Genomic DNA, 24,346 nt, shown 5'->3' with positions numbered 1-24,346 from the left:
CTCCCCGGCCCTCCCCTCAAGGGGGAGGGAGAGCAGGAACCGCAGGCCTTGTGCGTCTTGGAAAAACGGAACGGAAAATGGATCAAGCGTCAGCCTTTTCCTTCGATATGAGTTATTGCGGCTCCCCGCCAAGCCCCGCCGAACTGCTGGGGCGGTGGAATTTCGAGCCGGGTCTGATCACCGGTCTGGTGCTCACGGCGCTGGTTGGCGCGGTGCTGCTGCGCTCTGCGGATATCGGCCGCAAGGCGGCTTTTGCCGGAGCCTGGGGACTGGCGGCGGTGCTGTTCGTCTCTCCGCTCTGTGCGCTGACCGTGGCGCTGTTCTCGGCGCGAGTGGGGCACCATGTGCTGCTCGCCATGGTGGTGGCGCCGCTCCTGGCACTGGCACTGCCGCCGCGCTGGGGGCGGGTGCTGCCGCTGCTGCCGCCCCTCGCCCTCTCGACCATCGCGCTCTGGCTCTGGCATGCACCGGATTTCTATACCGCCGCTTTCAGTCATCCCGGCATCTACTGGGCCATGCAATTGAGCCTTTTGGGCACCTTCACCTGGCTCTGGCTCGGGCTCATCCGCAATGGATCGGTGCTGCCGGCGGGGGTGACGGCTCTGTCGAGCGCGATCCAGATGGGGCTGCTCGGGGCGCTGCTGGTCTTTGCACCCACACCGCTCTATGTGCCGCATTTTTCCGGCACGCTGGCCTATGGGTTCTCGCCGCTGGATGACCAGCAATTGGCCGGGCTGATCATGTGGGTGCCGGCGAACCTGCCGCTTATGGTGCTGGCCCTTTGGCGGCTGGTTGCGGCCCTGGATTCCCGGCAGACGGCGGCTTCATGATCGTCACCTGGCTCAAATTCATCCATGTGGGCACCATCGCCTTCTGGGCCGCCGGGCTCATCGCCCTGCCGTTCCTTTATGTGCAGCGCAGGGGGCTCGAGGACGAGGCGCTGCATCGCCTACACGCCTTTGCGCGCTTTCTCTATGTCAACATCGTCTCGCCCGCCGCCTTTATCGCCATAGGCACAGGCACGGCGCTGATCTTTCTGATGGGCACTTATGAGAACTGGTTCTCGGCCAAGCTGCTGGCGGTCGCCGTGCTGACCGGCATCCACATCTTCTCCGGGCTGATGATTTTGAAACTCTTCGAGCCGGGCCGGGCCTATCCGCTGTGGCGGCTGATCGGCGTGGTGACACTGACGGTCGCCGTGGTCACCATCATCCTGGCGCTGGTGCTGGGCAAGCCAAGGCTCGAATGGCCGGCGCTGTTCGCCAACCTCTTCGTGCCGGGCCGGCTGGGGGAGATTGCCGGCCCCTTCATCCCTTGGATGAAATGAGGAGGCCGACGCCATGATCGAAAATCAGCTTGCCGCCATGCCATCCCGCAAAACCCGCCGCCATGCTGGACAGCACCGACAGCATCAATCCGCTGGGCAGAACCGTTTCGGGCCAGAACAGGCGCAGCCCGGCATTGGCGCCGACAATAGCCAGCATGACCATGGCCGCGATAGCGTGGTTCCAGCTGGCGACGCGGACGCGTATGCCGGGTACTGCGAGCAGCTCGGCCGTGCCGACTACCGCCGCCAGCACGCCGAAGACAAAGGCGGCGCCGGCCGACCAGGTGCCGACCGCAAGCCAAAATGCATCACCGGTAAACCAGTAGAACATGTCGATCCCCAGCGTCGAAATGACGAAGGCGATCGGGAAATGCACCAGCATGGCATGGATGGGGTGGCCGGCAACGGCGATGGCCGAGCCGATATCCTGTTCGGCCACTTCGCGAATATGGGGATTGGGATGGGTGGTGCTGGCTTCCTGGCCCTCTTCCAGCGCAATCTCAACCTGTTCGGCTTCGCGCGACGCTTCGCTCATCGTTTCACCCCCTGTTTTAAATTCGTTGCACTGTGTGCAACGCCGCTGGCGCTGGCCGGTTGCACCGGCGAGCTCTCGACGCTCGATCCCGCGGGTCCACGCGCGGCCAATCTTGCGACGCTGTGGTGGATCATGCTGGCCGGCGCGACGGCGCTCTTCACCCTGGTCATGGTGCTGTTCGCTTTGGTCTGGCGCCGCAGCGGCCCGCTCAAGCGCATCACTCCGGCACAGTGGATCATCGGCGGCGGCCTGGTATTGCCCATCCCGGTTCTCGTGCTGCTGACCGGCACGGCCCTGGTGCTGGGCGAGCAATTGCTGCCCCATGGCACGGCGCAATACCGGGTCGAGGCCGAAGGCAGGCAATGGCATTGGCGGTTTTCCTATCCCGACGCGCCGGCCATGGGTGCAAGCACCGTTCTGCATCTGCCGGTGGGCGTGCCCGTGGATATCGCGGTGACCTCGGCCGATGTCATCCATTCCTTCTGGGTGCCCCGACTCGGCGGCAAGATCGACGCCATTCCCGGCCATACCAATGTCATCCGCCTGCAGGTCGACACGGCCGGCACCTATTGGGGACAGAACGCCGAATATAACGGCATCGGACATGACAGCATGATTTTCCGCGTCGAAGCGCATGCGCCCGAGGACTTTGCGGCATTGATGGAGGGAAATGCACCTTGAGTTCTTGTCCCCTCGCCATCCCCTACACAGTGCCGCCCTCGGGCCTGACCCGAGGGCCACTCTGCACTGGGCACATTTTTACCATTCGGGCGCTTCTGCAGTCCCTCGGGTCAAGCCCGAGGGCGGCGCTGTGTTTTTGGCGATTTCATGCGTCACGGGGCATCTGACATGACCACCCCTTCCCCCATCCGACTGCACAAGCAGCTCGAGCGCATCTGGATGACGCCGCCGGGGATTGGCCGGCTCTCCAGCGTCAATCACACCGTGCTGGGCAAGCGCTTCATGGTGGTGGCCCTGGTGTTCTTCACCATCGGGGGCCTGCTCTCCATGCTGATCCGGGCGCAGCTGGCGACGCCCAACAGCGCCTTTATCGGGCCCGAGCTCTACAATCAGATCTTCACCATGCATGGCACGGTGATGATGTTCCTGTTCGCCATTCCCATGTTCGAGGGCTTTGCCATCTACATGCTGCCCAAGATGCTGGGCGCGCGCGACATGGCCTTTCCGCGCCTCACCGCCTACGGCTTCTGGTGCTATCTGTTCGGCGGCTCGATCCTGATCGTGGCCATGCTGGCCGGGGTGGCGCCCAATGGCGGCTGGTTCATGTATTCCCCGCTGTCCTCAAAGCCCTATACGCCGGGGATCAATGCCGATGTGTGGCTCCTGGGCATTACCTTTGTCGAAATCTCGGCCGTCACCGCCGCCATCGAGATTTTCGTCTCCATCCTCAAGATGCGGGCCCCGGGCATGGCGCTCAACCGCATGCCGCTGTTCGGCTGGTATATGCTGGTCACCGCCGGGATGATGATCATCGGCTTTCCGCCGCTGATCCTGGGCTCCATCCTGCTCGAGCTCGAACGCGCCTTCGACCTGCCCTTTTTCGATCCGACGCGCGGCGGCGATCCGCTGCTCTGGCAGCACCTGTTCTGGCTGTTCGGGCACCCGGAGGTCTATATCATCTTCCTGCCCGCCGCCGGGGCGCTCTCGACCATCATCCCAGTCTTTGCGCAGCGGCAGATCCTGGGCTATCGCGCCGTTATCGCTGCCATAGTCGCCATGGGGTTTCTGTCCTTCGGGCTTTGGGTGCACCACATGTTTACGGTGGGCATTCCGCATCTGGCTCTGGCGTTTTTCTCGGCCGCCAGCGCATTGGTGGCTGTGCCCACGGCCGTGCAGATCTTTGTCTGGCTGGGCACGCTGGCCTCGGGAAAACCACGCTGGGACGTGCCGATGCTTTATGTCTTCGGCTTCTTCTTTGTCTTCGTCATTGGCGGGCTGACCGGGGTGATGCTGGCCATGGTGCCGTTCAACACCCAGGCCCATGACAGCTATTTCGTCGTGGCACATCTGCATTATGTGCTGGTGGGCGGCTTCGTCTTTCCCATGCTGGCCGGCATCTATCACTGGATGCCGCACATTTCTGGTCGGCAGAGCCTTTACCGGCTGTCGGTCCCGGCCTTCTGGCTGATCTTTGTCGGCTTCAACATGACCTTCTTCCTCATGCACCTGACCGGGCTCATGGGCATGCCGCGCCGCATTTCGACCTATCCGTCGAACTGGGGCTGGGACTGGCTCAACCTGGTCTCATCTGTGGGTGGGTTCGTGCTGACCATGGGCTTTGCGCTGGTGCTGGCCGATCTCGTGCTGCAATTCCGCTTCGGCCAGCGCTTCCGCCGCGATCCCTGGCGGGCGCAGACGCTGGAATGGGCCACGCCCACCCCGCCGCCAAGCTACAACTTTGCCGCCATTCCCCGCATCGACGAGCGCGCCGATGGGCTGGAGCCGGCCAAGATCGGGCCGGTGCTGGCCGGCGGCTTCGGCTATCTCGGCTTTGCCCGCGAGAACCGGCAGGAGACGCTGGGCGTCGACATGCTGACGGGGGCAGCCGAGCAGGTGATCATCCTGCCGCAACGCACCTTCCTGCCGCTATGGACCGCCTTGGCCACCGGCAGCTTCTTTCTCGCCTTCCTTTTCGGTCAATATTGGCTGGCGCCGTTTGCGGCGCTGGTGACACTCGGACTGTTCCTGCTCTGGCCCGCCACGCTCGGGCAAAAGCGCGATATCGGCCCGATCGAGATCGGCATGGGCGAAACCGCCCCGCTCGACGCCGAAAGCCCGCATAATGTCAGCGTGCTCGCCAATCGCACTGCCCTGGTGATGAATGCGACGCTCTTCTCATCGCTGGTGTTCGGGGGGCTATTTCTGCTCGTCGTCGCGCCCAACTGGCAGGGGGTTGCGCCCTTCGCCGCTCCGCTCGTTGCCATGGGCCTGGCGCTCGTCGCGGCTGTGACGGGTGCGGTCCTGACCGGGCTCGCCCGCCGGGCCACTGCCGGTGGAGCGTCGGCCGCACCGATCACGCTGGCAGCAGGGCTGGCGCAAGTCCTGTCCGGGCTGGCTCTGGTTTACGCCATGACGCAAATCCCGGACCCGACGGGCCATGCGCGGGACGCGGTTATCTTCGTGCTGCTGGTCTATGCGGCGCTTCACATGGGCCTTGCCGCCATTCTCTCGCTGCACGCGCTCTGGCGCACCAGCCAGGGTTTTGTGTCGGCGAGCCGGCAGACGGAATTGATCCTTGCCTGGCTGTGGGGCGGCTATGGGGCTGCCGTGACCACAGCGGCGCTTGGAATGGGATTGGTGCTGAGCGGCGTGGGGAGCGCGGCATGAGACAAGCGCTCGACAATCCGCTGGTGCTGCTGGTGGCGGGCTTTACCGTCTGGTCGCTGGCCTTCGTTGTGCTCTATGCGCTGCAGGCGCTGGGCTGCGCCTATGGCTGGAGCGCCCACCGACCGGTCCTCGTCGCTGGCTTCATCCTCAGCAATCTGCCGCTGGCCTGGCTTGCCTTTCGTCCCCCGCAGCCGCGCGTCAACACCGACCCCAGCCTGCAACGCGCCGCCCTCTGGGCCAACCGCGCCGCCCTCGCCTCCGGCATATTGGTGTTCCTGCCGGTGACGTTTGTGAGTGCGTGTATCTAGGACGGAGCCTCGCCGTGGCGCAAAGCACTATCGGATCGCTGCCTTGAGCCGCGATCGCTCTTGAAGCGCGCCTAGAGAGGTCGCACGCCGCTGGCGCGACGAACTCAGACGTCCAGGTTGGAAACGTTCAGCGCGTTATCCTGGATGAAGTCGCGGCGCGGCTCCACAAGGTCGCCCATGAGGGCGGTAAATATCTGGTCGGCTTCGTCGGTCTGGTCGATTTCGACGCGCAGCAGGGTGCGGGCATTGGGGTCGAGCGTGGTTTCCCAGAGCTGCTCGGCATTCATCTCGCCAAGGCCTTTATAGCGCTGCAGGCTGACGCCCTTGCGGCCGGCATCGGTCACCGCCTTGAACAGCGAGGCGGGGCCGTAGATGGGAATCGTCTCGCCCTTGCGGGTCAGCGTCGGGACGCCGCCAAACAGTTCGTCGAGCCGCTCGGCCAGCTGGCGCAGCTTGCGGGCGTCGGCGCTCTGCAGCAGGGCCCGGTCGATCTGGTGGGTCTCGGTCACGCCGCGCACCGTGCGGGAAAAGGCCAAAGCCTCCTCGTCGGTGATCTCGCCGGTCCAGCCGCGTTCAAGCTCGTCGGATATGCGATCCAGACGCTGGGCAACGCGCTGCAGCGTTTCCCCGCTCTTTTGGGAATCGGACATGCCATCGGGATCGAGCCCACCGACGATCGCGGCCTGTTCGACCAGGTTGCGATTGTAGCGGGTGTTGAGATTGTTGATGGCTTTGACGATGTCTCGAGACTGCTGGAGAATGCCCAGCAGGTCGTGACCGGCATGCTCGGCGCCATCCCGCGTCTTGAATACGGCGTCCTCGAGCCCACCCTGCAGCAGATAATCTTCCAGCGCCACCTCGTCCTTGAGGTAGAGCTCGGACCGGCCGCGCGTGGCTTTGTAGAGCGGCGGCTGGGCGATGTAGATATGGCCCCGCTCGATCAGCTCGCGCGTCTGCCGGTAAAAGAAGGTCAGGAGCAGGGTGCGAATATGAGCGCCGTCCACATCGGCGTCGGTCATGATGATGATCTTGTGGTAGCGCAGTTTGTCGGCATTGAACTCTTCGCGGCCGATGCCGGTCCCCAGCGCGGTGATCAGCGTGCCGACCTGGTCGGAGCTGATCATGCGGTCGAAACGGGCGCGCTCGACGTTCAGGATCTTGCCGCGCAGCGGCAGCACGGCCTGGTTGGAGCGGTCGCGGCCCTGCTTGGCGGAGCCACCAGCCGAGTCACCCTCGACGATGAAGATTTCGCTCTTGGCCGGGTCGCGTTCCTGGCAGTCGGCGAGCTTGCCGGGGAGCGAGGAGATTTCCAGCGCCCCCTTGCGGCGGGTCAGCTCGCGCGCCTTGCGCGCGGCTTCGCGGGCGGCAGCGGCCTCGACCACCTTGCCGACGATGGTCTTGGCCTCGTTGGGGTGCTCTTCGAACCACTGGCCGAGCTTTTCGTTGACGATGTTTTCGACAACGGGACGCACTTCGGAGGAAACCAGCTTGTCCTTGGTCTGGCTCGAAAACTTCGGATCCGGAACCTTGACCGAGAGCACGCAGGTGAGACCCTCGCGGGTATCGTCACCGGAGAGCTCGACCTTCTCCTTCTTGGCAATGCCCGAAGAAGTCGCATAGCCGGTGACCTGCCGCGTCAACGCCCCGCGCAGGCCGGCAAGGTGGGTGCCGCCATCGCGCTGGGGGATGTTGTTGGTGAAGCACAGCACGTTTTCGTGGTAGCTGTCGTTCCACTGCAGCGCCACTTCGACGGTGATGCCGTCCTTTTCCGAGCGCATGACGATCGGGGTATCAATCACCGGCGCCTTGGACTTGTCGAGATAGCGCACAAAGGCTTCGAGCCCGCCTTCGTAGAACAGCTCGACCTCGACCGGCTCGGGATGGCGATGGTCACGCAGGAGGATGCGCACGCCGGAATTGAGGAAGGCCAGTTCGCGCAGGCGGTGCTCGAGCGTCTTGAAGTCGAACTCCACCATGGTGAAGGTATCGGTCGAGGGCAGGAAGGTGATTTCTGAACCCGAACGGCCTTCATAGGTGCCGGGCTGCTTGTTCTCGACATAGGAGCCGACGACCTTGAGCGGCGCATCGGCGACGCCATGGGTAAAGCTCATCTCGTGAACCTGCCCATTGCGGCGGATATTGAGCTTCAGGAACACGGAAAGCGCGTTCACCACCGAAACGCCCACGCCGTGGAGACCGCCGGAAACCTTGTAGGAATTCTGGTCGAACTTACCGCCGGCATGCAGCTGGGTCATGATGACCTCGGCTGCCGAGACGCCCTCTTCCTTGTGAATGTCGGTGGGAATGCCGCGACCATTGTCGTTGACCGAACAGGACCCGTCGGCATTGAGCGTCACGGTGACAAGGTCGGCATGGCCGGCAAGCGCCTCGTCAATGGCGTTGTCGACCACCTCATAGACCATGTGATGCAGGCCCGAGCCGTCATCCGTATCCCCGATATACATGCCCGGGCGCTTGCGCACCGCATCGAGGCCCTTGAGCACCTTGATGCTGTCGGCGCCATACTCGTTCGGGGTCGGGTTTTCGCTGTCGCTCATGAGGTCCGAATCAGTGGTTGAGACGTAAGTTTCGTTCTATCGGAATGGGGCTGAAACCCCAAGAAAATTGGCCGTTTGAAGGGCATTTGCTGGGCATAAGGAAGGTACAAGCGGCCATTCTTCTCCCTCTCGGAGAAAAGGTGACGCGTAGCGCCGGATGAGGGGGCCCACGTTGGTAGAAAAGCCCTCACCCGTCTCGTCCTTCGGCCGATCCGCCCTCTCCCCGAGGGGGGAGGCATAAGGCTCACGCCGCCGCCAAGCGCCCGTCGCGGACACCGATGCTTTGCGCCCGCTCGCCCAAAGCTTCGAACAGTACCGGGTCGGTGCCGGTGAGGAAACACTGGGTTTCGAGTCCATCGAGCGCCTGGAACAAGGCCCTTCTGCGGTCGGCGTCGAGGTGGGCGGCGATTTCGTCGAGCAGCAGGAACGGCACGATGCCGGTGCGCAGCCGCACGAGGCGGGCATGCGCCAGGATCAGCCCGATCAGCAGCGCCTTCTGCTCGCCGGTCGAACCCAACCCTGCCGGCACGCCCTTTTGGGCATAGACGACATCGAGATCGACGCGGTGTGGTCCTAATGTGGTGCGTCCGGCCGCCCGATCAAGCCCGCGCAGCCCCTGCCAGCGGGTCATCAGCAGGGCCTCGAGCGCCGCCGAAGTGGCCGGCTCCTCGCCTTCGGGCAGAAGCGGGCTCAGCGACAGCCGGGCAGCGGGGAAGCTGCCATCCTCGAGGCTTTCGGCGATCAGGCCCTGCAGGTGGTGCAGACTATCGGTGCGATTGAGATGGATGGCAGCCCCCAGTTCGGCCATCTGCGCCTCGATGGCGGTGAGCCAGCGCGGATCGGCATCTTCGTCGAGCAGCTTGTTGCGCTGGCGCATGGCCTTGTCGAAGTCGCCCACCGCGGCCGAATGGGCGGGGATGAGCGTCGTCACCAACCGATCAAGAAACCGCCGGCGATCGCCGGCAGGGCCGGTAAAGAGTCCATCCATGGATGGGGTCAGCCAGAGCACGCGCAGATAATCGCTCATCGCCTCGATAGAGCGGGCATTGGCGCCATTGATGCGCACCCGCCGCCCGCCATCGGGCAGAGCGCCGGTGCCGATATCGGCCGGCCCGGCATCGGTCTCGATCGTCGCCGCCACCGCCCAGGGCAGGTCCGTGCCCAGCCCCTGCAGGGTCTCGAAACTGGCTCCGCGCAGCCCGCGCCCTGGCGACAGGACCGAAATGGCCTCAAGCAGATTGGTCTTGCCCGAGCCATTGGGCCCGGTCAGTACGACATGGCGAGAATCGAGATCGAGCGCGGCCGAAGCGTAATTGCGAAAGGCGGTGAGGCGCAGGCGAGAGATGTGGCGGATCATGGGCATTAGTCCGCAACCTCGTTCAACTCACTGCTCGTCACCCTCGGGCTCGACCGGAGGGGACTGCACTTTGTCGACATCAGCAGGTGAAGAGCCCTGGGGTCAAGCCCGAGGGTGACGATCGCGTTTGGCGCAGGCATCCCGCCCTGCGCGCATAGCTCTGCGGGCCTAGTCCGCTCAAATCGCTCCACCGGAGCGATTTGCCCTGGTGGACGCCGACTAGACACGCATCGGCATCAGGACGTAGAGGGCGTTGGCCTCGCTGCCTTCTTCCTTCACCAGGGTCGGCGAATTGGCGTCGTTGAACAGGAAGACCGCGCTTTCGGTGCGGATCTGGGTGATGATGTCGAGCAGATAGCGGGCGTTGAAACCGATCTCGAAGCCGTCGGTCTCGAAATCCACCGCCACTTCCTCGCTGGCCGTGCCGTGATCTGGATTGGTCACCGACAATTCCAGCAGGCCATTGGAGGCCGACAGCTTGACCGCCTTGCCGCCGCGATCCGAAGCGATGGTGGAGACGCGATCCACGGCGATGGCGAAGCCGGCCTTGTCGACCAGCATCTGCTTGTCGTTGTTCTTGGGCGTCACCCGGTCATAGTCGGGGAAGGTGCCTTCGATGAGTTTGGAGAGCAGCACGACCGGACCCACGGTGACGCGGATCTTGGTGTCGGAGACTTCCACATGCACATCGCCATCGACACCATCGAGGAGCTTTTGCACTTCGCCCACGGTCTTTTTGGGCACGATGATGCCGCCCATGCCCTCGGCGCCGGCCGGCGCGGCGATTTCGGCGCGCGCCATGCGGTGACCGTCGGTGGCGACGGCGCGGAACAGGCTGCCGCTGGCACTGTTCTGAACGGCATGGAAATAGATGCCGTTGAGATAGTAGCGCGTTTCCTCGTTGGAAATGGCGAACTGGGTGCGCTCGATCAGTTCGCGCAGCGAGGCGGCGGCAATGTCGAATTCATGCGCGAAAGCACCCGACTTGAGATCGGGGAAGCTGTCGGGATTGAGGCAGGCGAGGTTGAAGCGCGAGCGGCCGGAGGTGAGAACCATGTTCTCGCCGCCATCGGTTTCGAGCCGCACTTCGGCGCCGTCGGAGAGCTTGCGCACGATTTCATAAAGCGTATGCGCCGGCACCGTGGTGGCGCCCGGGGTCGAGACCATGGCGGGCACGCTTTCGGTCACCTCGATATCGAGGTCGGTGGCGCGCAGCTCCACATGATCGTCGCTGGCCTTGAACAGCACATTGGCCAGGATCGGGTAGGTGTTGCGGCGCTCGACCACCCGGTGCACATGGCTCAGCGACTTGAGCAGATGATTGCGTTCGAGCGTGACTTTCATGTCTCAACCTACCCCTGGCACTCAATTTCCGTCTGACTAGAGACGGCAAACCCCGGCGAACCGGGGTTTTGTAATCGTGCGATACATTTGCAAGTCGGCGGGCAAAAGGCAAGGGCGGGCAGTCTTTTGTCACGGAAAAGACAGCCCTGCCCCGCTCGCCTTATCAGGCCTTGTCGAGCGCCTGGTCGATGTCGGCGATGATATCGTCGACATTCTCAATGCCCACCGAGATGCGCACCAGATCCTCGGATACGCCGGCTTTCTTCAGTTCTTCGGGCGAAAGCTGGCGGTGGGTGGTGGAGGCCGGATGGCAGGCCAACGACTTGGCATCGCCGATATTGACCAGCCGCAGGATCATCTGCAGGCCGTCGATGAAGCGGCCACCGGCGTCCTTGCCGCCCTTGATACCGAAGGAAAGAATGCCCGAGCCGCTGCCCTTGGAGATCTTCCTGGCCACCGCATTATAGGGGCTGTCCTCGAGGCCGGCATAATTGACCCATTCCACCTTGGGATGGCCCTTGAGGTGCTTTGCCACCTTGAGCGCGTTCTCGGCATGGCGCTCGATGCGCAGGCCGAGGGTTTCAAGACCCTGCAGGATGAGGAAGGCATTGAGCGGGGAGATGGCGGCGCCGGTATTGCGCAGCGGCACGACACGGGCACGACCGATATAGGCCGCCGGGCCCAGCGCCTCGGTATAGACCACGCCATGATAGGACGGATCGGGCTCGTTCAGCACCGGGAAGCGCTTGGCATTGGCCTTCCAGTCGAATTTGCCTGAATCCACGATGATGCCGCCGATGGAGGTGCCGTGGCCGCCGATATATTTGGTCAGCGAATGCACCACGATATCGGCGCCGAAATCGAAGGGGCGGGTGAGATAGGGGGTGGCGACGGTGTTGTCGACGATGACAGGCACGCCATGGCGATGGGCGATTTCGGCGATGCGCTCGATATCGACGACATTGCCGGCAGGATTGCCGATGGATTCAAGGAAAATGGCCTTGGTCCGCTCGTCGATGGCCTTTTCGAAGCCTTCATAATCGTCGTGGCTCACGAGGCGGGTTTCGATGCCTTGGCGCGGGAAGGTGTGGACGAACAGATTGTAGGTGCCGCCATAGAGCTGGGAGACCGAGACGATATTGTCGCCGACGCCGGCAATGGTCTGGATGGCATAGGTGATCGCCGCCATGCCCGAGGCCAAAGCCAGGCCGGCAATGCCGCCTTCCATTTCGGCGACGCGCGCTTCGAGCACGGCCGTGGTGGGGTTCATGATGCGGGTATAGATATTGCCCGCGACCTTGAGGTCGAACAGATCAGCGCCGTGCTGGGTGTTGTCGAAGGTATAGGACGTGGTCTGGTAGATCGGCACGGCCGCCGCCTTGGTGGTGGCCTCCGATTCATAGCCGTGATGCAGGGCGATGGATTCAAGCTTCATGAGACGCTCCCTAGGTACTCGCTGGGCGCCACATTCTCCGCTCAACCCGAAAATGACAAGGCGTAGACGAGGCAAGTCGTCCTCTGCCGCGCCCTTGTTTTGGAAGGTTGTTTCCGGGCGTGCCGAAAGCGCGATGGCGCGCTGCACAAATCTGCGCACCGCCAGTCGAGCATAGCTCTCATGGCCTGCGGAGTTGAAATCTCCCCACCGGGGAGATTTTGAGCGGAACGCTTTTTGCCACGCCACCGTAGGTGTCGTGGCCTGCTGACCTAAAATCTCCCCACCGGGGAGATTTTGAGCGGAACGCTTTTTGCCACGCCACCGCAGGTGTCGTGGCCTGCTGACCTAAAATCTCCCCACCGGGGAGATTTTGCCCGCCAAAGCGGGCCGGTCAGCAGATCGCGATGATTTCTTCGTCGCTCATATGGCCGGGCACGATGGTCAGCGGGATCGGCAGGGCATGAGCTCGGTTGGCGAAGTGATTGACCAGGGGGCCCGGCCCTTCGGAGGATTTGGAAGCGGCAAGCACCAGGATGGCGATGTCGTGGTCCTTGCCGATCACTTCCTCGATCTGCTCGGCGCCATTGCCTTCGCGGATGACGGATTCGGAGCGAACCTCGCCGATCTCCTTGATGCGCGCCAGCCGCATGTCGAGATTGCGTTCGGCCTCTTCGACCGCTTCGGCGCGCAGCACGTCTTCGACCCCCAATCCGATGAATTCGGGCGGGGAGACGACGCTCATCAGCACCACGGTTCCGCCGGTGCGCTTGACCCGCCAGGCGGCAAAGGTCAGGGCCCGGTCGCACTCTTCGGTCTCGTCGATGACGACAAGAAACTTGCGCTTGTATTCAACCTGCGAAACCAAGGGCGTCTCCCTGTCTGTTAGCGGACGAAACCGACAATATCGCGCACGCCGGCCATGACCGGCTCGGCAATGGTGCGGGCGCGGGCGGCACCGTCGCGCAGGATATTATCCATTTCACCGCGATCGGACACCAAGCGCTTCATTTCGTCGGCGATGGGGGCCAGGACGGCAACGGAGAGATCGGCCAGCGCCGGCTTGAAGACACCCCAGCCCTGCCCGCCGAACTCGCCCAGCACATCATCGACCGAACGATTGGAGAGCGAGGCGTAGATGCCCACGAGGTTTTCTGCCTCGGCACGACCGGCCAGGCCCGCCGCCTCAGAGGGCAGCGCATCGGCATCGGTGGTGGCGCGCTTGATCTTTTTGGCGATGAGATCAGCATCGTCCATCATGTAGATGGTGGACATGTCCGAGGCGTCGGACTTGCTCATCTTCTTGGAGCCGTCCTTGAGCGATTTGACGCGCATGGCCGGACCGGTCGCCAAGGTCTCGGGGACGGGGAAGAAGTCGCCCTTGCCGCCTAGCGCCTTGATCTGCTTTTTGTAGTCGTGATTGAATTTCTTGGCGATGTCGCGCGTCAGTTCCAGGTGTTGCTTCTGGTCGTCGCCGACCGGCACGGCCGTCGCCTTGTAGAGCAGGATGTCGGCCGCCATCAACGAGGGATAGGCATAGAGCCCGAGCGACACCTGCTCGGAATTCTCGCCACCTTCGCCGCCGGCCTTGTCCTTGAACTGGGTCATGCGGCTCATCCAGCCCACACGCGCCACGCAATTAAAAATCCAGCCGAGCTCGGCGTGTTCCACCACCTGGCTCTGGTTGAAGATGATCGACTTTCTGGGATCGAGACCAGCCGCGATATAGGCGGCGGCGATTTCATAGGTCCAGCGCTTGAGGTCAACCGGGTCCTGCCAGACGGTGATGGCATGCATGTCGACGACACAATAGAGCGTCTCATGCGTGTCCTGTAGCGGCACGAAGCGGCGAATGGCACCGAGATAGTTCCCCAAATGCAGATCGCCCGAGGGTTTGATGCCGGAGAAAACGCGCTGGGTGAAAGTCATGATCGAGCCTAGCAGTTCAAAAATCGCCGTTGGCTGTTACCACGCCGGGCTGGTCGGGAACAATGCGTTTAGCCGCGCCGGCGCAGGCGCCGCAGCAACAGGCCCAGCCTTTGCGTGCCCGAAACATGCACGAGGGTGAAATAGGTGACCACGCCGAAAAGGATGAGCACGCCCAGGACGCTGGCCTGCAGCCAGAACGGGGTGCCACTGGCGAGCAGGTGTTGTCCCCGCGCGGCGAGGAGCCACAGCGCCGCGCCCATGACGAGGCTGATGACGAGGATAGCCAACTGGCCGCGCCACTGCGCCGGGGTCAGCCGGAAATGGCCGCGCAGCGCCAGCATCGCCGCCAGCATGACGACATTGAGCCAGGCCGAGGCCGAGGTGGCGATAGCGATGCCGACATGGACGAGGCTGGGGAACAGCCAGAGCGAAATGGCGATATTGGCGACAACGCTGACCCCGGCAAAGATGGTCGGGGTGATGGTATCTTCGCGGGCGAAAAAGCCCGGCTGCAGCACGCGGATGAGCACGAAAGCCGGCAGGCCGGCGGCAAAGGCGATCAGCGCCTGCGCCGTCTGCAACGTGGCCAGGGCGTTAAAGGCGCCGCGCTCGAACAGCACCCGCACGATGGGCTCGGCCAATGCCGAAAGCGCGAAGGCGGCCGGCATGGTCAGCAGCATGGCGACGAACAGCGCCTGATCCTGGCTCTGGCGCGCCTCGGCCTCGCGACCGCCCTTGAGATGGCGGCTGAGTTCGGGCAGCAGCACCGTGCCGATGGCGATGCCGATGATCCCGAGCGGCAATTGATAGAGCCGGTCGGCATAGGAGAGGACGGAAATGGCATTGTCGGCGCCCGAGGCGATGATGGTGCCGACGAAGATATTGATCTGGGTAATGCCGCCGGCCAGGATTGCCGGAATGGCCAGCACCCAGAAGCGCCGCACCTCGGCATCGAGCCGGGGCAAAGCCAGGCGCGGCCGGAAGCCGGCGCGCTCGATCGCCGCCCAGACCAGCACCAATTGGGCGATGCCGCCGCCCATGGTGGCGATGGCGACCCAGATCGTCGCCTCTTCGGGCGCCTGCAGCCAGAAGGTGGCCAGCGGGATCAGCATGGCGATGTTGACGATGTTGAGCAGCACCGGCGCGAAGGCCGCCGCAAAGAACCGGCCCAGCGTGTTGAGGATGGCGCCATAGGCGGCCATCAGCGACATGCAGGCGAGATAGGGGAACATGATCCGCGTCAGCAGCACGGTCAGTTCGAACTTTTCCGGATCGTCGACAAAGCCCGGCACGAAGGCGACCATGATCTGCGGCATGAAGATTTCGACCAGAATGGTCACGACCACCAGCATGGCGACGAGCCAGCTCATGGTCCGCGCGGCCAACAGCTTTGCGCCCTCCTCACCATCCCGCTCGAGCGCGCCCGAGAACATCGGCACGAAGGCGGTGTTGAAGGCGCCTTCGGCGAAGAGCCGGCGGAAGAGATTGGGAAAGCGGAAGGCAGCAAAGAAGGCGTCGGCGGCCGGGCCAGTGCCCAGAACCGCCGCCATAAGTGCATCGCGCACGAACCCGGCGAGGCGCGAGACAAGGGTCAGCGCGCCCACGGACACGAAATTACGGAAGAGGCTCATGGCAGAACCCCCACCCGCCCTCCCCCTTTCAGGGGGAGGAGAAGAGACGGTGAAAAGCACAAATCGCTGACCAGACCGGGACAGAGCCCCTCCCCCTTCCAGGGGGAGGTGGGGTGGGGGTGTATATGCCCGCTACCCATTGGCCACACGCTTGACCTCGGGGCGCTCGAAGACGCCCATCAAGGCGTCATGGATTTTCTTTTGCCGCGCCTTGACGTGAATTTTCTGACCGGTGAGGTCGGTGACGTAGAAGACGTCGACGGCCTTTTCGCCATAGGTGCCGATATGGGCGGAACCGATGGTGAGGTTGAGATCGGCGATCTCGCGGGTCAGGGCGTAGAGCAGGCCGATGCGGTCGAGGCCGGAGACCTCGATGACGGTGAATTTCTCCGAGATGGCATTGCTGACCGAGACCTGTGCCGGCAGGGCAAAGGGTTTGAGACGCTTGTTGTGGCGGCTTTCCTTGCCCAGATCGATCAACACGGTACGCTTGCCCTGCAGCAATTGCTTGACCGTGTCGATGATGCGGGTGGCGCGGACCTTTTCGTCTTCGTCGCTGGTGAAGGCGCGGCGCAGGCGGAAGGTGTCGATGGCGCGGCCATCGCGGGTGGAAAAAATCTGCGCCCCGATGATGGAGGCGTCCTGCATGGTGCAGGCGCCGGCAATCAGCGACAGCAGGCGAGGGTGGTCGGGGACATAGAAGCTGACCTCGGTAATGCCCTCGAAGGCCTTGATGCGGATCGAGCCGGCAAAGGGCTGCTGGGCCATGTCGGCCTGGCGGATCATGCGGGCGTGCTCGATCTGCAGCTCGGGCTCGGCGCGCAGCCAGTAATGGTCGTAATGGCGGGTCGAATAGGCTTCGATTTCCTCGGGCGGCCAGCTCGAGAGCGCATTGGCCAAAGCGTGCCGGGCCTGGTTGACGCGGTCGGTATGGCTGACCTGGCTGTGGCCGCCCGATAGCAGCGGTTCGGTGGCATAGTAGAGCGCGCGCAGGAGCGAGCCCTTCCAGCCGGTCCAGGTGCCGGGGCCCACGGCGCGGATATCGCAGGCGGTGAGGATCATCAGCAGGGCCAGGCGCTGCGGCGACTGCACCACATCGGCAAAGGCCTTGGCCGTCTCGGGGTCCTGGATATCGCGCGCCTGGGCGATCTCGCTCATCAACAGGTGATATTCGATCAGCCAGGCCACGGTGTCGGTTTCGGCGGGGTTGAGGCCGAAGCGGGGGCAGAGTTTCTTGGCGATGCGGGCGCCGGCAATGGAGTGGTCCTCGGGCCGGCCCTTGGCGATATCGTGGAGGAACAGCGCCACATAGAGCAGGCGCGTATCGTTGAGCTGCGGCAGCAGCTCGTGGGTCAGGGGCAGTTCGGTGCGCAGCCCGCCATTGGCGATCTCGGCCATGACGCCGACGGCGCGGATCAGATGCTCGTCCACCGTGTAGTGGTGGTACATGTTGAACTGCATCAGGGCGACGATCTTGCCGAAATCGGGCACGAACTTGCCCAGCACGCCGCTCTCGTTCATCTGCCGAAGGATGCGCTCGACATAGAGCGGGCTGGTCAGGATGGTGAGGAAATGCGCATTGGCCTTGGGGTCGGTGCGCAGGCGATTGTCGATGAGGCGCAGGCTGTCGCGGATGACCTTGATGGCGTCGGGGTGGAACAAAAGCTCCTCGCGGCCCGCCACCATGAACATCTTGATGAGATTGACCGGCTCTTTTTCGAAAACATCGGGAGCGGCGATATTGAGCCGGCCGGTGTCGACGATGAAATCGGGCTCGCCCTTGATCTTGGATTTGCCGGAGCGGAAGGGCGCGAGCACGCGGCCCACCAGATCCATATCCTTGGCGTGGTGGAATTCGAGGCTGGCGCAGATGATGCGGGTCAGGTCCCCCACATCCTTGGCAACGAGGAAATAGCGCTTCATGAAGCGCTCCACCCCCAGCATGCCCAGGCGCTCGGCATAGCCCATGCGGCGCGCCAGATCGGGCTGCACGTCGAAGGTCAGCTTTTCGTCGGCACGGCCGGTAATGTAATGCAGGTGACAGCGCACCGCCCAGAGAAAGTCCTCGGCGCGCGAGAACAGCCTATATTCGGCCGAGGTCAGCACGCCCTTGCCGACCAGCTCATGGCTGGTCTTGACCTGGTAAAAGTATTTGCCGATCCAGAACAGCGTGTTGAGGTCGCGCAGCCCGCCCTTGCCGTCCTTGATATTGGGCTCCACGACATAGCGTGTATTGCCCATCTGCTTGTGGCGCTCGTCGCGCTCGGCCATTTTGGCGGCGATGAATTCGGGCCCGGTCCTGGGTACGATTTCGGTCTCGAAGCGATGAACGAGATTGTCGAACAGCGCCTTGTCGCCGGTGAGAAATCGCGCCTCGAGCGTGGCGGTGCGGACCGTCATATCGGCGCGGGCCATGCGGATGCATTCGTCCACCGAGCGCACGGCATGGCCGACCTTCTGGCCCAGATCCCAGAGCATATAGAGGATATATTCGGTGACCTGCTCACCCCAGGGGGTCTGCTTGTAGGGCAGGATGAAGAGGAGGTCGATGTCGCTGCCCGGCGCCAGCGTGCCGCGGCCATAGCCGCCGACCGCCGAGAGCGCGATGGCTTCGGCGCCGGAGGGATTGTCGACCGGATAGACGCGGGTGGTGGCAAAGCGATGCACCGCGGTGATGATCTCGTCCTGCGCATTGGACAGGTTCTGCGCGCAGCGCGTGCCCTTATTGGTGGCCAGGAGTTCGGCCTCGGCGCTCTTGCGCGCATCGGCCAGGGTCTGGCGAATATGGGCGAGCACGGCGGCGCGGGCGACAGGAGACTTGGCCGGCTCGGCGCCGACAAGCGCATCGAGCTCGACCAGGATGGTCTCTGCGGTCTTGAGCGCGAACTGCGGCTTTTTGGGCCGGGCCTCAGTTTCGGCGAGCGTCATCGCGGATTTTCTTCAACTCGTAGAGCGCTTCAATGGCTTGCCGCGGCGTCAATTCGTCGGGGCGGACGGTATCGAGCGCTTCGTGAACAGGATCCTTGCCCTTTGGAGCCGGGGCTGGCTGATGTGCAAAGAGCGGCAAATCGTCTAGCACGCTGGCCTTCTGCTTGGAAGACGCCGTGCCGGCCGAGCGCTGTTCGAGAATGTCGAGCACCTGTCGGGCCCGGGCCAGCACCGGATCGGGCAGGCCGGCGAGCCGCGCCACCTGGATGCCATAGGAGCGGTCGGCGGCGCCGGGCCCCACTTCATGCAGGAACACCACCTCGCCCTCCCATTCGCGCACCTTCATGGTGACATTGGCGACCCGGCCCAGCGTCTTGGCCAGACTGGTCAGCTCATGGAAATGGGTGGCGAACAGCGCCCGGCAGCCGGTGCTTTCATGCAGCGCCTCGACGGTGGCCCAGGCGATGGAGAGGCCGTCAAAAGTGGCGGTGCCGCGGCCGATTTCGTCCAGCACTACCAGCGACTGCCGAGTGGCGCGATTGAGGATGGCCGCGGTCTCGACCATTTCGACCATGAAGGTGGAGCGGCCATGGGCGATGTCGTCGCTGGCCCCGACGCGCGAAAACAGGCGATCAACGACGCCGATATGGGCGCTGTCGGCGGGCACATAGCAGCCCATCTGCGCCAGGATGGCGATCAGCGCGTTCTGGCGCAGGAAGGTGGATTTACCACCCATATTCGGACCGGTGACCAGCCACAGCCCGCCGCCGCCGATCTCCTCGCTGCCCGAAAGATCGGCGTCATTGGCGACAAAGCTCTGGCCTTCGGCCTTGACCATCAATTCCACCACCGGATGACGCCCGCCCGAAATGGCGAAAGCAAGGCTGGCATCGACCTGTGGCCGGCAATAGCCGCGCAGGGCGGACACTTCGGCGAGAGCAGCGGTGACGTCGAGCTCGGCAAGGGCGTCGGCCAGGCCCTGCAAGTGCGCGGTATCGGCCAGCACCGCCTCGCGCAGCCGCGCGAAAATGGCGAGCTCGATCTCGAGTGCGGCGCCCTGCGCCTTGGCGATGCGGCCTTCGAGCTCGGCCAGTTCGGTGGTGGTGAACCGCATGACATTGGCAAGGGTCTGGCGGTGGATGAAGGTTTCCCGGTGCGGTGCCTCGAGCAGGCGGGTGCCATGATTGGCCGGCACCTCGACGAAATAGCCCAGCACCCCATTATGCTTGATCTTGAGCGAGCGGACATCGGTTTCGTCCATTAGCCGGGCCTGGAGGGCGGCGACGACGGCCCGTGTCTGGCTGCCCAGCGCCCTCTCTTCATCGAGCTTGTGGTCGAAACCCCCGCGCACGAAACCGCCGTCGCGGCTCAACAAGGGCAGCTCGTCATCGAGGGCGGCGGCCAGTTCTGCGGAAAGATCGCGCGGAGCGGCGCCCAGCGTGGTGGCAAGGCGCGACAGGATGGGCGAGAGATCGGGTTGCGCGGCAAGGTGCTGGGCGAGATTGAGCGCCGCACCGATGGCCTTCCCGATGGCGGCGAGGTCACGCGGGCCGCCGCGTTCGAGCGCGAGGCGCGACAGGGCGCGGGAGAGATCGGGGGCAGCTTTGAGGTCCTGGCGCAGCCGCGCCCGCAACAGCGTATCCTCGACCAGCCGGCTCACTGCATCGAGCCTATTATTGATGGCATCGGCATCGCGCAGCGGCGCGGCGAGCCGCGTGGCCAGGAGTCGCGCGCCGGGCGCGGTGACGGTGAGGTCGATGGACTGGCGCAGCGAGCCCTTGGCCTGGCCGCGCTGGGTCTGGAGAATTTCAAGGCTCTGCCGGGTGGCCGCGTCGATGGCCATCACCTTGTCCGAGGCATCCAGAACTGGCGGTCGCAGCGGCGCGTGGCGCCCCTTCTGGCTTTCCCCCACATATCCCACCAGGGCCCCAAGGGCGGCGCGAGCAGCACGCGACAAAATGGTGGGATCGAAACGCTCGGCCGGAAAACTGCGCCGCAACAGCGGCAGCGCCAGCTCGCTATCGGCCAGTTCCGCGCCGATGGTGGAGGCAATTCCGGCCCAGGCGGGGGCAAACAGGTGCCGCTCGCTTAGGGCCTGCCGGGTCGCATCGGTGAGGATCAATTCGGCCGGCGCGATGCGGGCCATTTCGTCGGCCAGCGCCTCGGCCGCGAGGTCCGCGACAAAGGTTTCGCCGGTCGAGATATCGGCCCAGGCCAGGGCATAATCGGTGTCGCCATGGCGCACCATGGCGAGGGCGGCGAGATAATTGGCCGAGCGGGCGTCGAGATGGTCGTCCTCGGTCAGCGTGCCGGGGGTGACCAGCCGCACCACATCGCGCCGCACCACCGACTTGGACCCGCGCTTCTTGGCTTCGGCCGGGTCTTCCATCTGCTCGCAGATGGCGACGCGATGGCCCAGCCGGATCAGCTTGTTGAGATAGTCATTGGCGGCATGGATGGGCACGCCGCACATGCCGATATCTTCGCCCAGATGCTTGCCGCGCTTGGTCAGCACGATGCCCAAAGCCGCCGAGGCGATTTCGGCGTCCTCGAAGAACAGCTCGTAGAAATCGCCCATGCGGTAGAACAGCAGATAGCCCGGATTGACCGCCTTGATCTCGAAATATTGCGCCATCATCGGCGTGAGGGCGGCAGCAGCCGGGCCAGTCTCGGCCTCGAATGGGGTCTGGTCCATGGTCGGGTCGGTCAGGGGCTCATCCAAAGCCCAGACCTTAGGCAATTCCCCCGGCTATGCCAACCGGGGCGCCAGGCTTTGCACCAAACTATCCCATGGTGGTGCTGGGGCTATCGCATCGGGGGCGGGCGTGGCGACACCCCCACCCGGCCTCCCCCTGAAGGAGGGGGGAGGAGTTGTGTCGCGCTTGGGGATGGGAGGGAGCTGACACTGCCAGTCAGCCCTTCGAGCGCAGCTCTCCGGGCGCAGTCAGCGCAAAAAGGTCCCGCGGGCCGCTTTTAGGGCCGCCGCGGCCGATTTTTACCGCATGCGCGTGAAGAGTTCGATTTCCTGGCCGAGTTCGAGATCGTCCTTGATCATCTGTTCGACCTTGCGCACCGAGTGCAGCACGGTGGTGTGGTCGCGGCCGCCGAAGCGCCGGCCGATTTCGGGCAGGGAGCGGCTGGTCAGCGCCTTGGCCAGATACATGGCGATCTGGCGGGGACGCACCACGTCGCGGCTGCGGCGGGCCGAGAGCAGCTCGTTGCGCGGCACCTTGTAGTGGCGCGAAACGATCTTGAGGATGTCCTCGATGCGCACGCGCTTGGCGTCGCGGGCCCGGATCAGGTCGGCAAGGGTCTTTTCGGCCAGCGGCACGGTGATGAGTTCACCGGTCAGCTGATTGGCGGCCACCAGCCGATTGACGGCGCCATCGAGGTCGCGGCCATGGCTGACCACCGCACGGGCGACATAGTCGAGCACAGCCGGCGGGAAATGCATGCCGAAGCGGGCAGTGGCCTGTTCGGAGCGGCGCTGCACGATGGCGCGGCGCAGATCGATGTCGAAGGTCGAGATCGGCACGACCAGACCACCCGAAAGACGCGACCGCACGCGTTCATCGAGCATTTCGAGATCGCGGGGCGGCGCATCGGCGGCAACCACCACCTGCTTGGCGCCGGTCAGCAGGGTGCCCAGCGTATGGCCGAATTCGGTGGCGGACTTGCCCTGGAGGAATTGCATGTCGTCGATCAGCAAAAGGTCGACGCGACGGAGCCATTCCTTGAAGCCGAGCGCGGACTGGCGCTGCACGGCGGTGATGAAATGGTACATGAAGTGGTCGGCCGTCAGATAGACGATGTTCTTGGTCGGATCGGCTTCGGCGACGGCATGGGCGATGGCGTTGAGCAGGTGCGATTTGCCCAGGCCGACGGTGGAATGCATGTAGACCGGATTGAAGGTCACCGCATTGTTGATGGCGGCGCTGGCAATCTGCTTGGCGACGCCGAAGGCCATTTCATTGGCGGAGCCGGCAACGAAGCTGTCAAAGGTCATGCGCGGGTCGATGGCGCTGCCCGAGAGTGCATCGCCGGCCTTGGCGCTGTCCCGCACGAGGCGCGGCGCGGCCTGAACCATCGCGCTGCTGGCGGGGGAGGCTGCAGCGGGTGTGGCAGCGATTTCGGTGGGCGCGGACGTCTCGCTCGCCGCTTCCGCGGCGGGGGCAAGGCGCGGGCGGGCCTGGCCGTTGACGCGCAGGGTCACCTGCAGACGGGCGGCCTCGGGCACATCGTGGCGGAAGGCCTCGACGATGCGGTCGGCATAATTGGACTGGACCCAGGAACAGAGGAAGCGCGTGGGGGCGGACAGATGCACCATGTCATCGACCAGCTCTTCAAGCTCCAGCCGCGCAAACCAGGAGGCAAATACGTCCTCGCCGACAGCGGTCTTGAGGCGGGCACGAACACGCTTCCACAGTTCGCGCTGCGCTTCGAGAGAACTATCGGGACTTGCCATGACAGGAGTGCCACCTTTGCTGGTGAGTTGGAGGGAGGAAGGATCGGCCGAAGCCCAGTCGTCCCGTCCCGCAATCGCCTGTCGCGTCATTATGTCATGCCCCATTGTCTGCATCGCGCCGCGCGGTCCGCATAACCGCCGGCTGTCTATTATCGTTGTCCGCCCAGGACTGGACCCCAGGCATAGCTTCGCCATTGCGCCCGCAAAAAACGGGCGTGACTATTCATTCGGCGGTTGGCCGCCGTTTTCAGAAATGACCTGTTCGATGAACCCGACCAGACCTGGTCGGCGGTCTACCGCACGTGGCCAGCCCCGACTGGACTGGCAGCAAAAAATGCAGCCAAAACAATCATAACTGGCAGAACTCCATCCGACTGAATGCCGAAAATTTGCCCCAAACCATGAGCGTCCTAAGAAACTCACCGCCCGGTTCCACCCCATTTTTCGGGGCCGTTTTCCGTGCCGGCAGAAGTACATTAGAGGGTGGATTTTGGACCCGCAACACGTGAATCGATGAAATAGGGGCTTGACTCCCGGACCACCAATTCTGAGGTGCAACCCCCTTTAAACCCACCTTCCACAAGAGCCTGTGACTCAACGCAGATTCCAACACTTAGCGGCTGCGGGCATGGTGAAAAAAATATTTCGATCCCGCAGATTCTCTATCGCCACATGGCGGGGGCACAACTGGCCCACCAATGGTTAATCCTTTGATTAAAAAAGAAAAAATCTTGGCGCGACGCCATGTATCAGGCCCGGACCCTACGTCATCGAACCGACATGTGACGTTATGATGGCGAAAAACCTTGCCCGAAGACGGGCAATAAAAATGGGCCCCTTTCGGAGCCCATTTTAGTGTCGTCGCGTCAGCCTCTTGTGGGCGCCGCGACCCCTGCCGATCAGGCCAGCGCCTTGACGCGGCTATTGAGACGGCTGACCTTGCGGGAAGCAAGGTTGGTATGGACAATGCCCTTGCCGGCTGCGCGGTGGATCTCCGGCTCGGCAGCCTTGAGCGCAGCGAAAGCAGCGGCGTGATCGCCGGAGGTGATCGCTTCCTCGACCTTGCGGATAAAGGTGCGCACGCGGCTACGGCGCGACTTGTTGATCGCGGTGCGGGCAGCGATCTTGCGGGTCGCCTTCTTTGCTGACGGCGTATTGGCCATTTCGGTCCTCTTAGCGTCCAG

17 protein-coding genes are annotated in these 24,346 nt (G+C 63.8%); 5 read left to right on the top strand and 12 right to left on the bottom strand.

Annotation, left to right across the window (positions count from 1 at the left end; all coding sequences use genetic code 11):
• The first annotated feature begins 77 nt into the window (after positions 1–77).
• On the top strand, positions 78–830 hold the full coding sequence (locus tag DEVEQU_RS02630) for a cytochrome c oxidase assembly protein (RefSeq protein WP_126149020.1): 753 nt from the start codon (positions 78–80) through the stop codon (positions 828–830).
• A complete protein-coding gene (locus DEVEQU_RS02625) occupies positions 827–1,327 on the top strand; it encodes a CopD family protein (protein ID WP_223214077.1) in 501 nt (166 codons plus the stop codon). Before DEVEQU_RS02630 ends, DEVEQU_RS02625 begins: the two co-directional genes overlap by 4 nt.
• On the opposite strand, the gene DEVEQU_RS02620 is transcribed toward DEVEQU_RS02625, so the two are convergent.
• Positions 1,308–1,862 (bottom strand): DUF2231 domain-containing protein, encoded by a 555-nt coding sequence (locus DEVEQU_RS02620; RefSeq protein ID WP_126149019.1) that lies wholly within the window; start codon positions 1,860–1,862, stop codon positions 1,308–1,310. The two genes, DEVEQU_RS02625 and DEVEQU_RS02620, sit on opposite strands and share 20 nt — an antisense overlap.
• Here DEVEQU_RS02620 and DEVEQU_RS02615 point away from each other — a divergent pair.
• From DEVEQU_RS02615 to DEVEQU_RS02605, 3 genes are all read left to right on the top strand, one after another.
• Entirely contained in the window at positions 1,788–2,543 is a 756-nt protein-coding gene (locus DEVEQU_RS02615; RefSeq protein WP_126149018.1) for a cytochrome c oxidase subunit II, read from the top strand. The genes DEVEQU_RS02620 and DEVEQU_RS02615 overlap by 75 nt on opposite strands.
• Positions 2,544–2,711: 168 nt before the next feature.
• A complete protein-coding gene (ctaD, locus tag DEVEQU_RS02610) occupies positions 2,712–5,210 on the top strand; it encodes a cytochrome c oxidase subunit I (protein WP_223214076.1) in 2,499 nt (832 codons plus the stop codon).
• Entirely contained in the window at positions 5,207–5,518 is a 312-nt protein-coding gene (locus DEVEQU_RS02605) for a hypothetical protein (protein ID WP_126149016.1), read from the top strand. The genes ctaD and DEVEQU_RS02605 overlap by 4 nt, the downstream gene beginning before the upstream one ends.
• A 104-nt stretch (positions 5,519–5,622) precedes the next feature.
• Here DEVEQU_RS02605 and gyrB read toward each other — a convergent pair whose 3' ends face one another.
• From gyrB to rpsT, 11 genes are all read right to left on the bottom strand, one after another.
• Positions 5,623–8,076, bottom strand: a complete 2,454-nt coding sequence (gene gyrB / locus DEVEQU_RS02600; RefSeq protein ID WP_126149015.1) for a DNA topoisomerase (ATP-hydrolyzing) subunit B — start codon at positions 8,074–8,076, stop codon at positions 5,623–5,625.
• A gap of 244 nt (positions 8,077–8,320) precedes the next feature.
• Positions 8,321–9,439: a DNA replication/repair protein RecF gene (gene recF / locus DEVEQU_RS02595; protein WP_126149014.1), complete on the bottom strand. Its 1,119-nt coding sequence runs from the start codon at positions 9,437–9,439 to the stop codon at positions 8,321–8,323.
• Between the two features lie 213 nt (positions 9,440–9,652).
• Positions 9,653–10,777 (bottom strand): DNA polymerase III subunit beta, encoded by a 1,125-nt coding sequence (dnaN, locus tag DEVEQU_RS02590; RefSeq protein WP_126149013.1) that lies wholly within the window; start codon positions 10,775–10,777, stop codon positions 9,653–9,655.
• A 163-nt stretch (positions 10,778–10,940) separates the two neighbouring features.
• Positions 10,941–12,212 carry an O-acetylhomoserine aminocarboxypropyltransferase/cysteine synthase family protein gene (locus DEVEQU_RS02585; RefSeq protein ID WP_126149012.1) on the bottom strand — a complete coding sequence of 424 codons (1,272 nt, stop codon included), beginning with the start codon at positions 12,210–12,212 and terminating at the stop codon, positions 10,941–10,943.
• 391 nt (positions 12,213–12,603) lie between these two features.
• A complete protein-coding gene (locus tag DEVEQU_RS02580; protein ID WP_126149011.1) occupies positions 12,604–13,077 on the bottom strand; it encodes a universal stress protein in 474 nt (157 codons plus the stop codon).
• A 17-nt stretch (positions 13,078–13,094) separates the two neighbouring features.
• A complete protein-coding gene (trpS, locus tag DEVEQU_RS02575; protein WP_126149010.1) occupies positions 13,095–14,138 on the bottom strand; it encodes a tryptophan--tRNA ligase in 1,044 nt (347 codons plus the stop codon).
• A 68-nt stretch (positions 14,139–14,206) separates the two neighbouring features.
• On the bottom strand, positions 14,207–15,769 hold the full coding sequence (gene murJ / locus DEVEQU_RS02570; RefSeq protein WP_126149009.1) for a murein biosynthesis integral membrane protein MurJ: 1,563 nt from the start codon (positions 15,767–15,769) through the stop codon (positions 14,207–14,209).
• Positions 15,770–15,901: 132 nt separating this feature from the next.
• Entirely contained in the window at positions 15,902–18,697 is a 2,796-nt protein-coding gene (locus tag DEVEQU_RS02565) for a [protein-PII] uridylyltransferase (RefSeq protein WP_126149008.1), read from the bottom strand.
• Complete coding sequence (gene mutS, locus DEVEQU_RS02560; protein ID WP_329601437.1) at positions 18,678–21,419, bottom strand: DNA mismatch repair protein MutS; 2,742 nt, start codon at positions 21,417–21,419, stop codon at positions 18,678–18,680. The genes DEVEQU_RS02565 and mutS overlap by 20 nt, the downstream gene beginning before the upstream one ends.
• 273 nt (positions 21,420–21,692) lie before the next feature.
• Complete coding sequence (gene dnaA, locus DEVEQU_RS02555; RefSeq protein WP_126149007.1) at positions 21,693–23,162, bottom strand: chromosomal replication initiator protein DnaA; 1,470 nt, start codon at positions 23,160–23,162, stop codon at positions 21,693–21,695.
• A gap of 899 nt (positions 23,163–24,061) precedes the next feature.
• Positions 24,062–24,325 carry a 30S ribosomal protein S20 gene (gene rpsT, locus DEVEQU_RS02550; protein WP_126149006.1) on the bottom strand — a complete coding sequence of 88 codons (264 nt, stop codon included), beginning with the start codon at positions 24,323–24,325 and terminating at the stop codon, positions 24,062–24,064.
• Positions 24,326–24,346 lie beyond the last annotated feature (21 nt).

The organism is Devosia equisanguinis (assembly GCF_900631955.1).
Taxonomy (GTDB): domain Bacteria; phylum Pseudomonadota; class Alphaproteobacteria; order Rhizobiales; family Devosiaceae; genus Devosia; species Devosia equisanguinis.
Note: the sequence above shows the minus strand (reverse complement) of the source record. Positions and strands in the feature narration are given on the sequence as shown.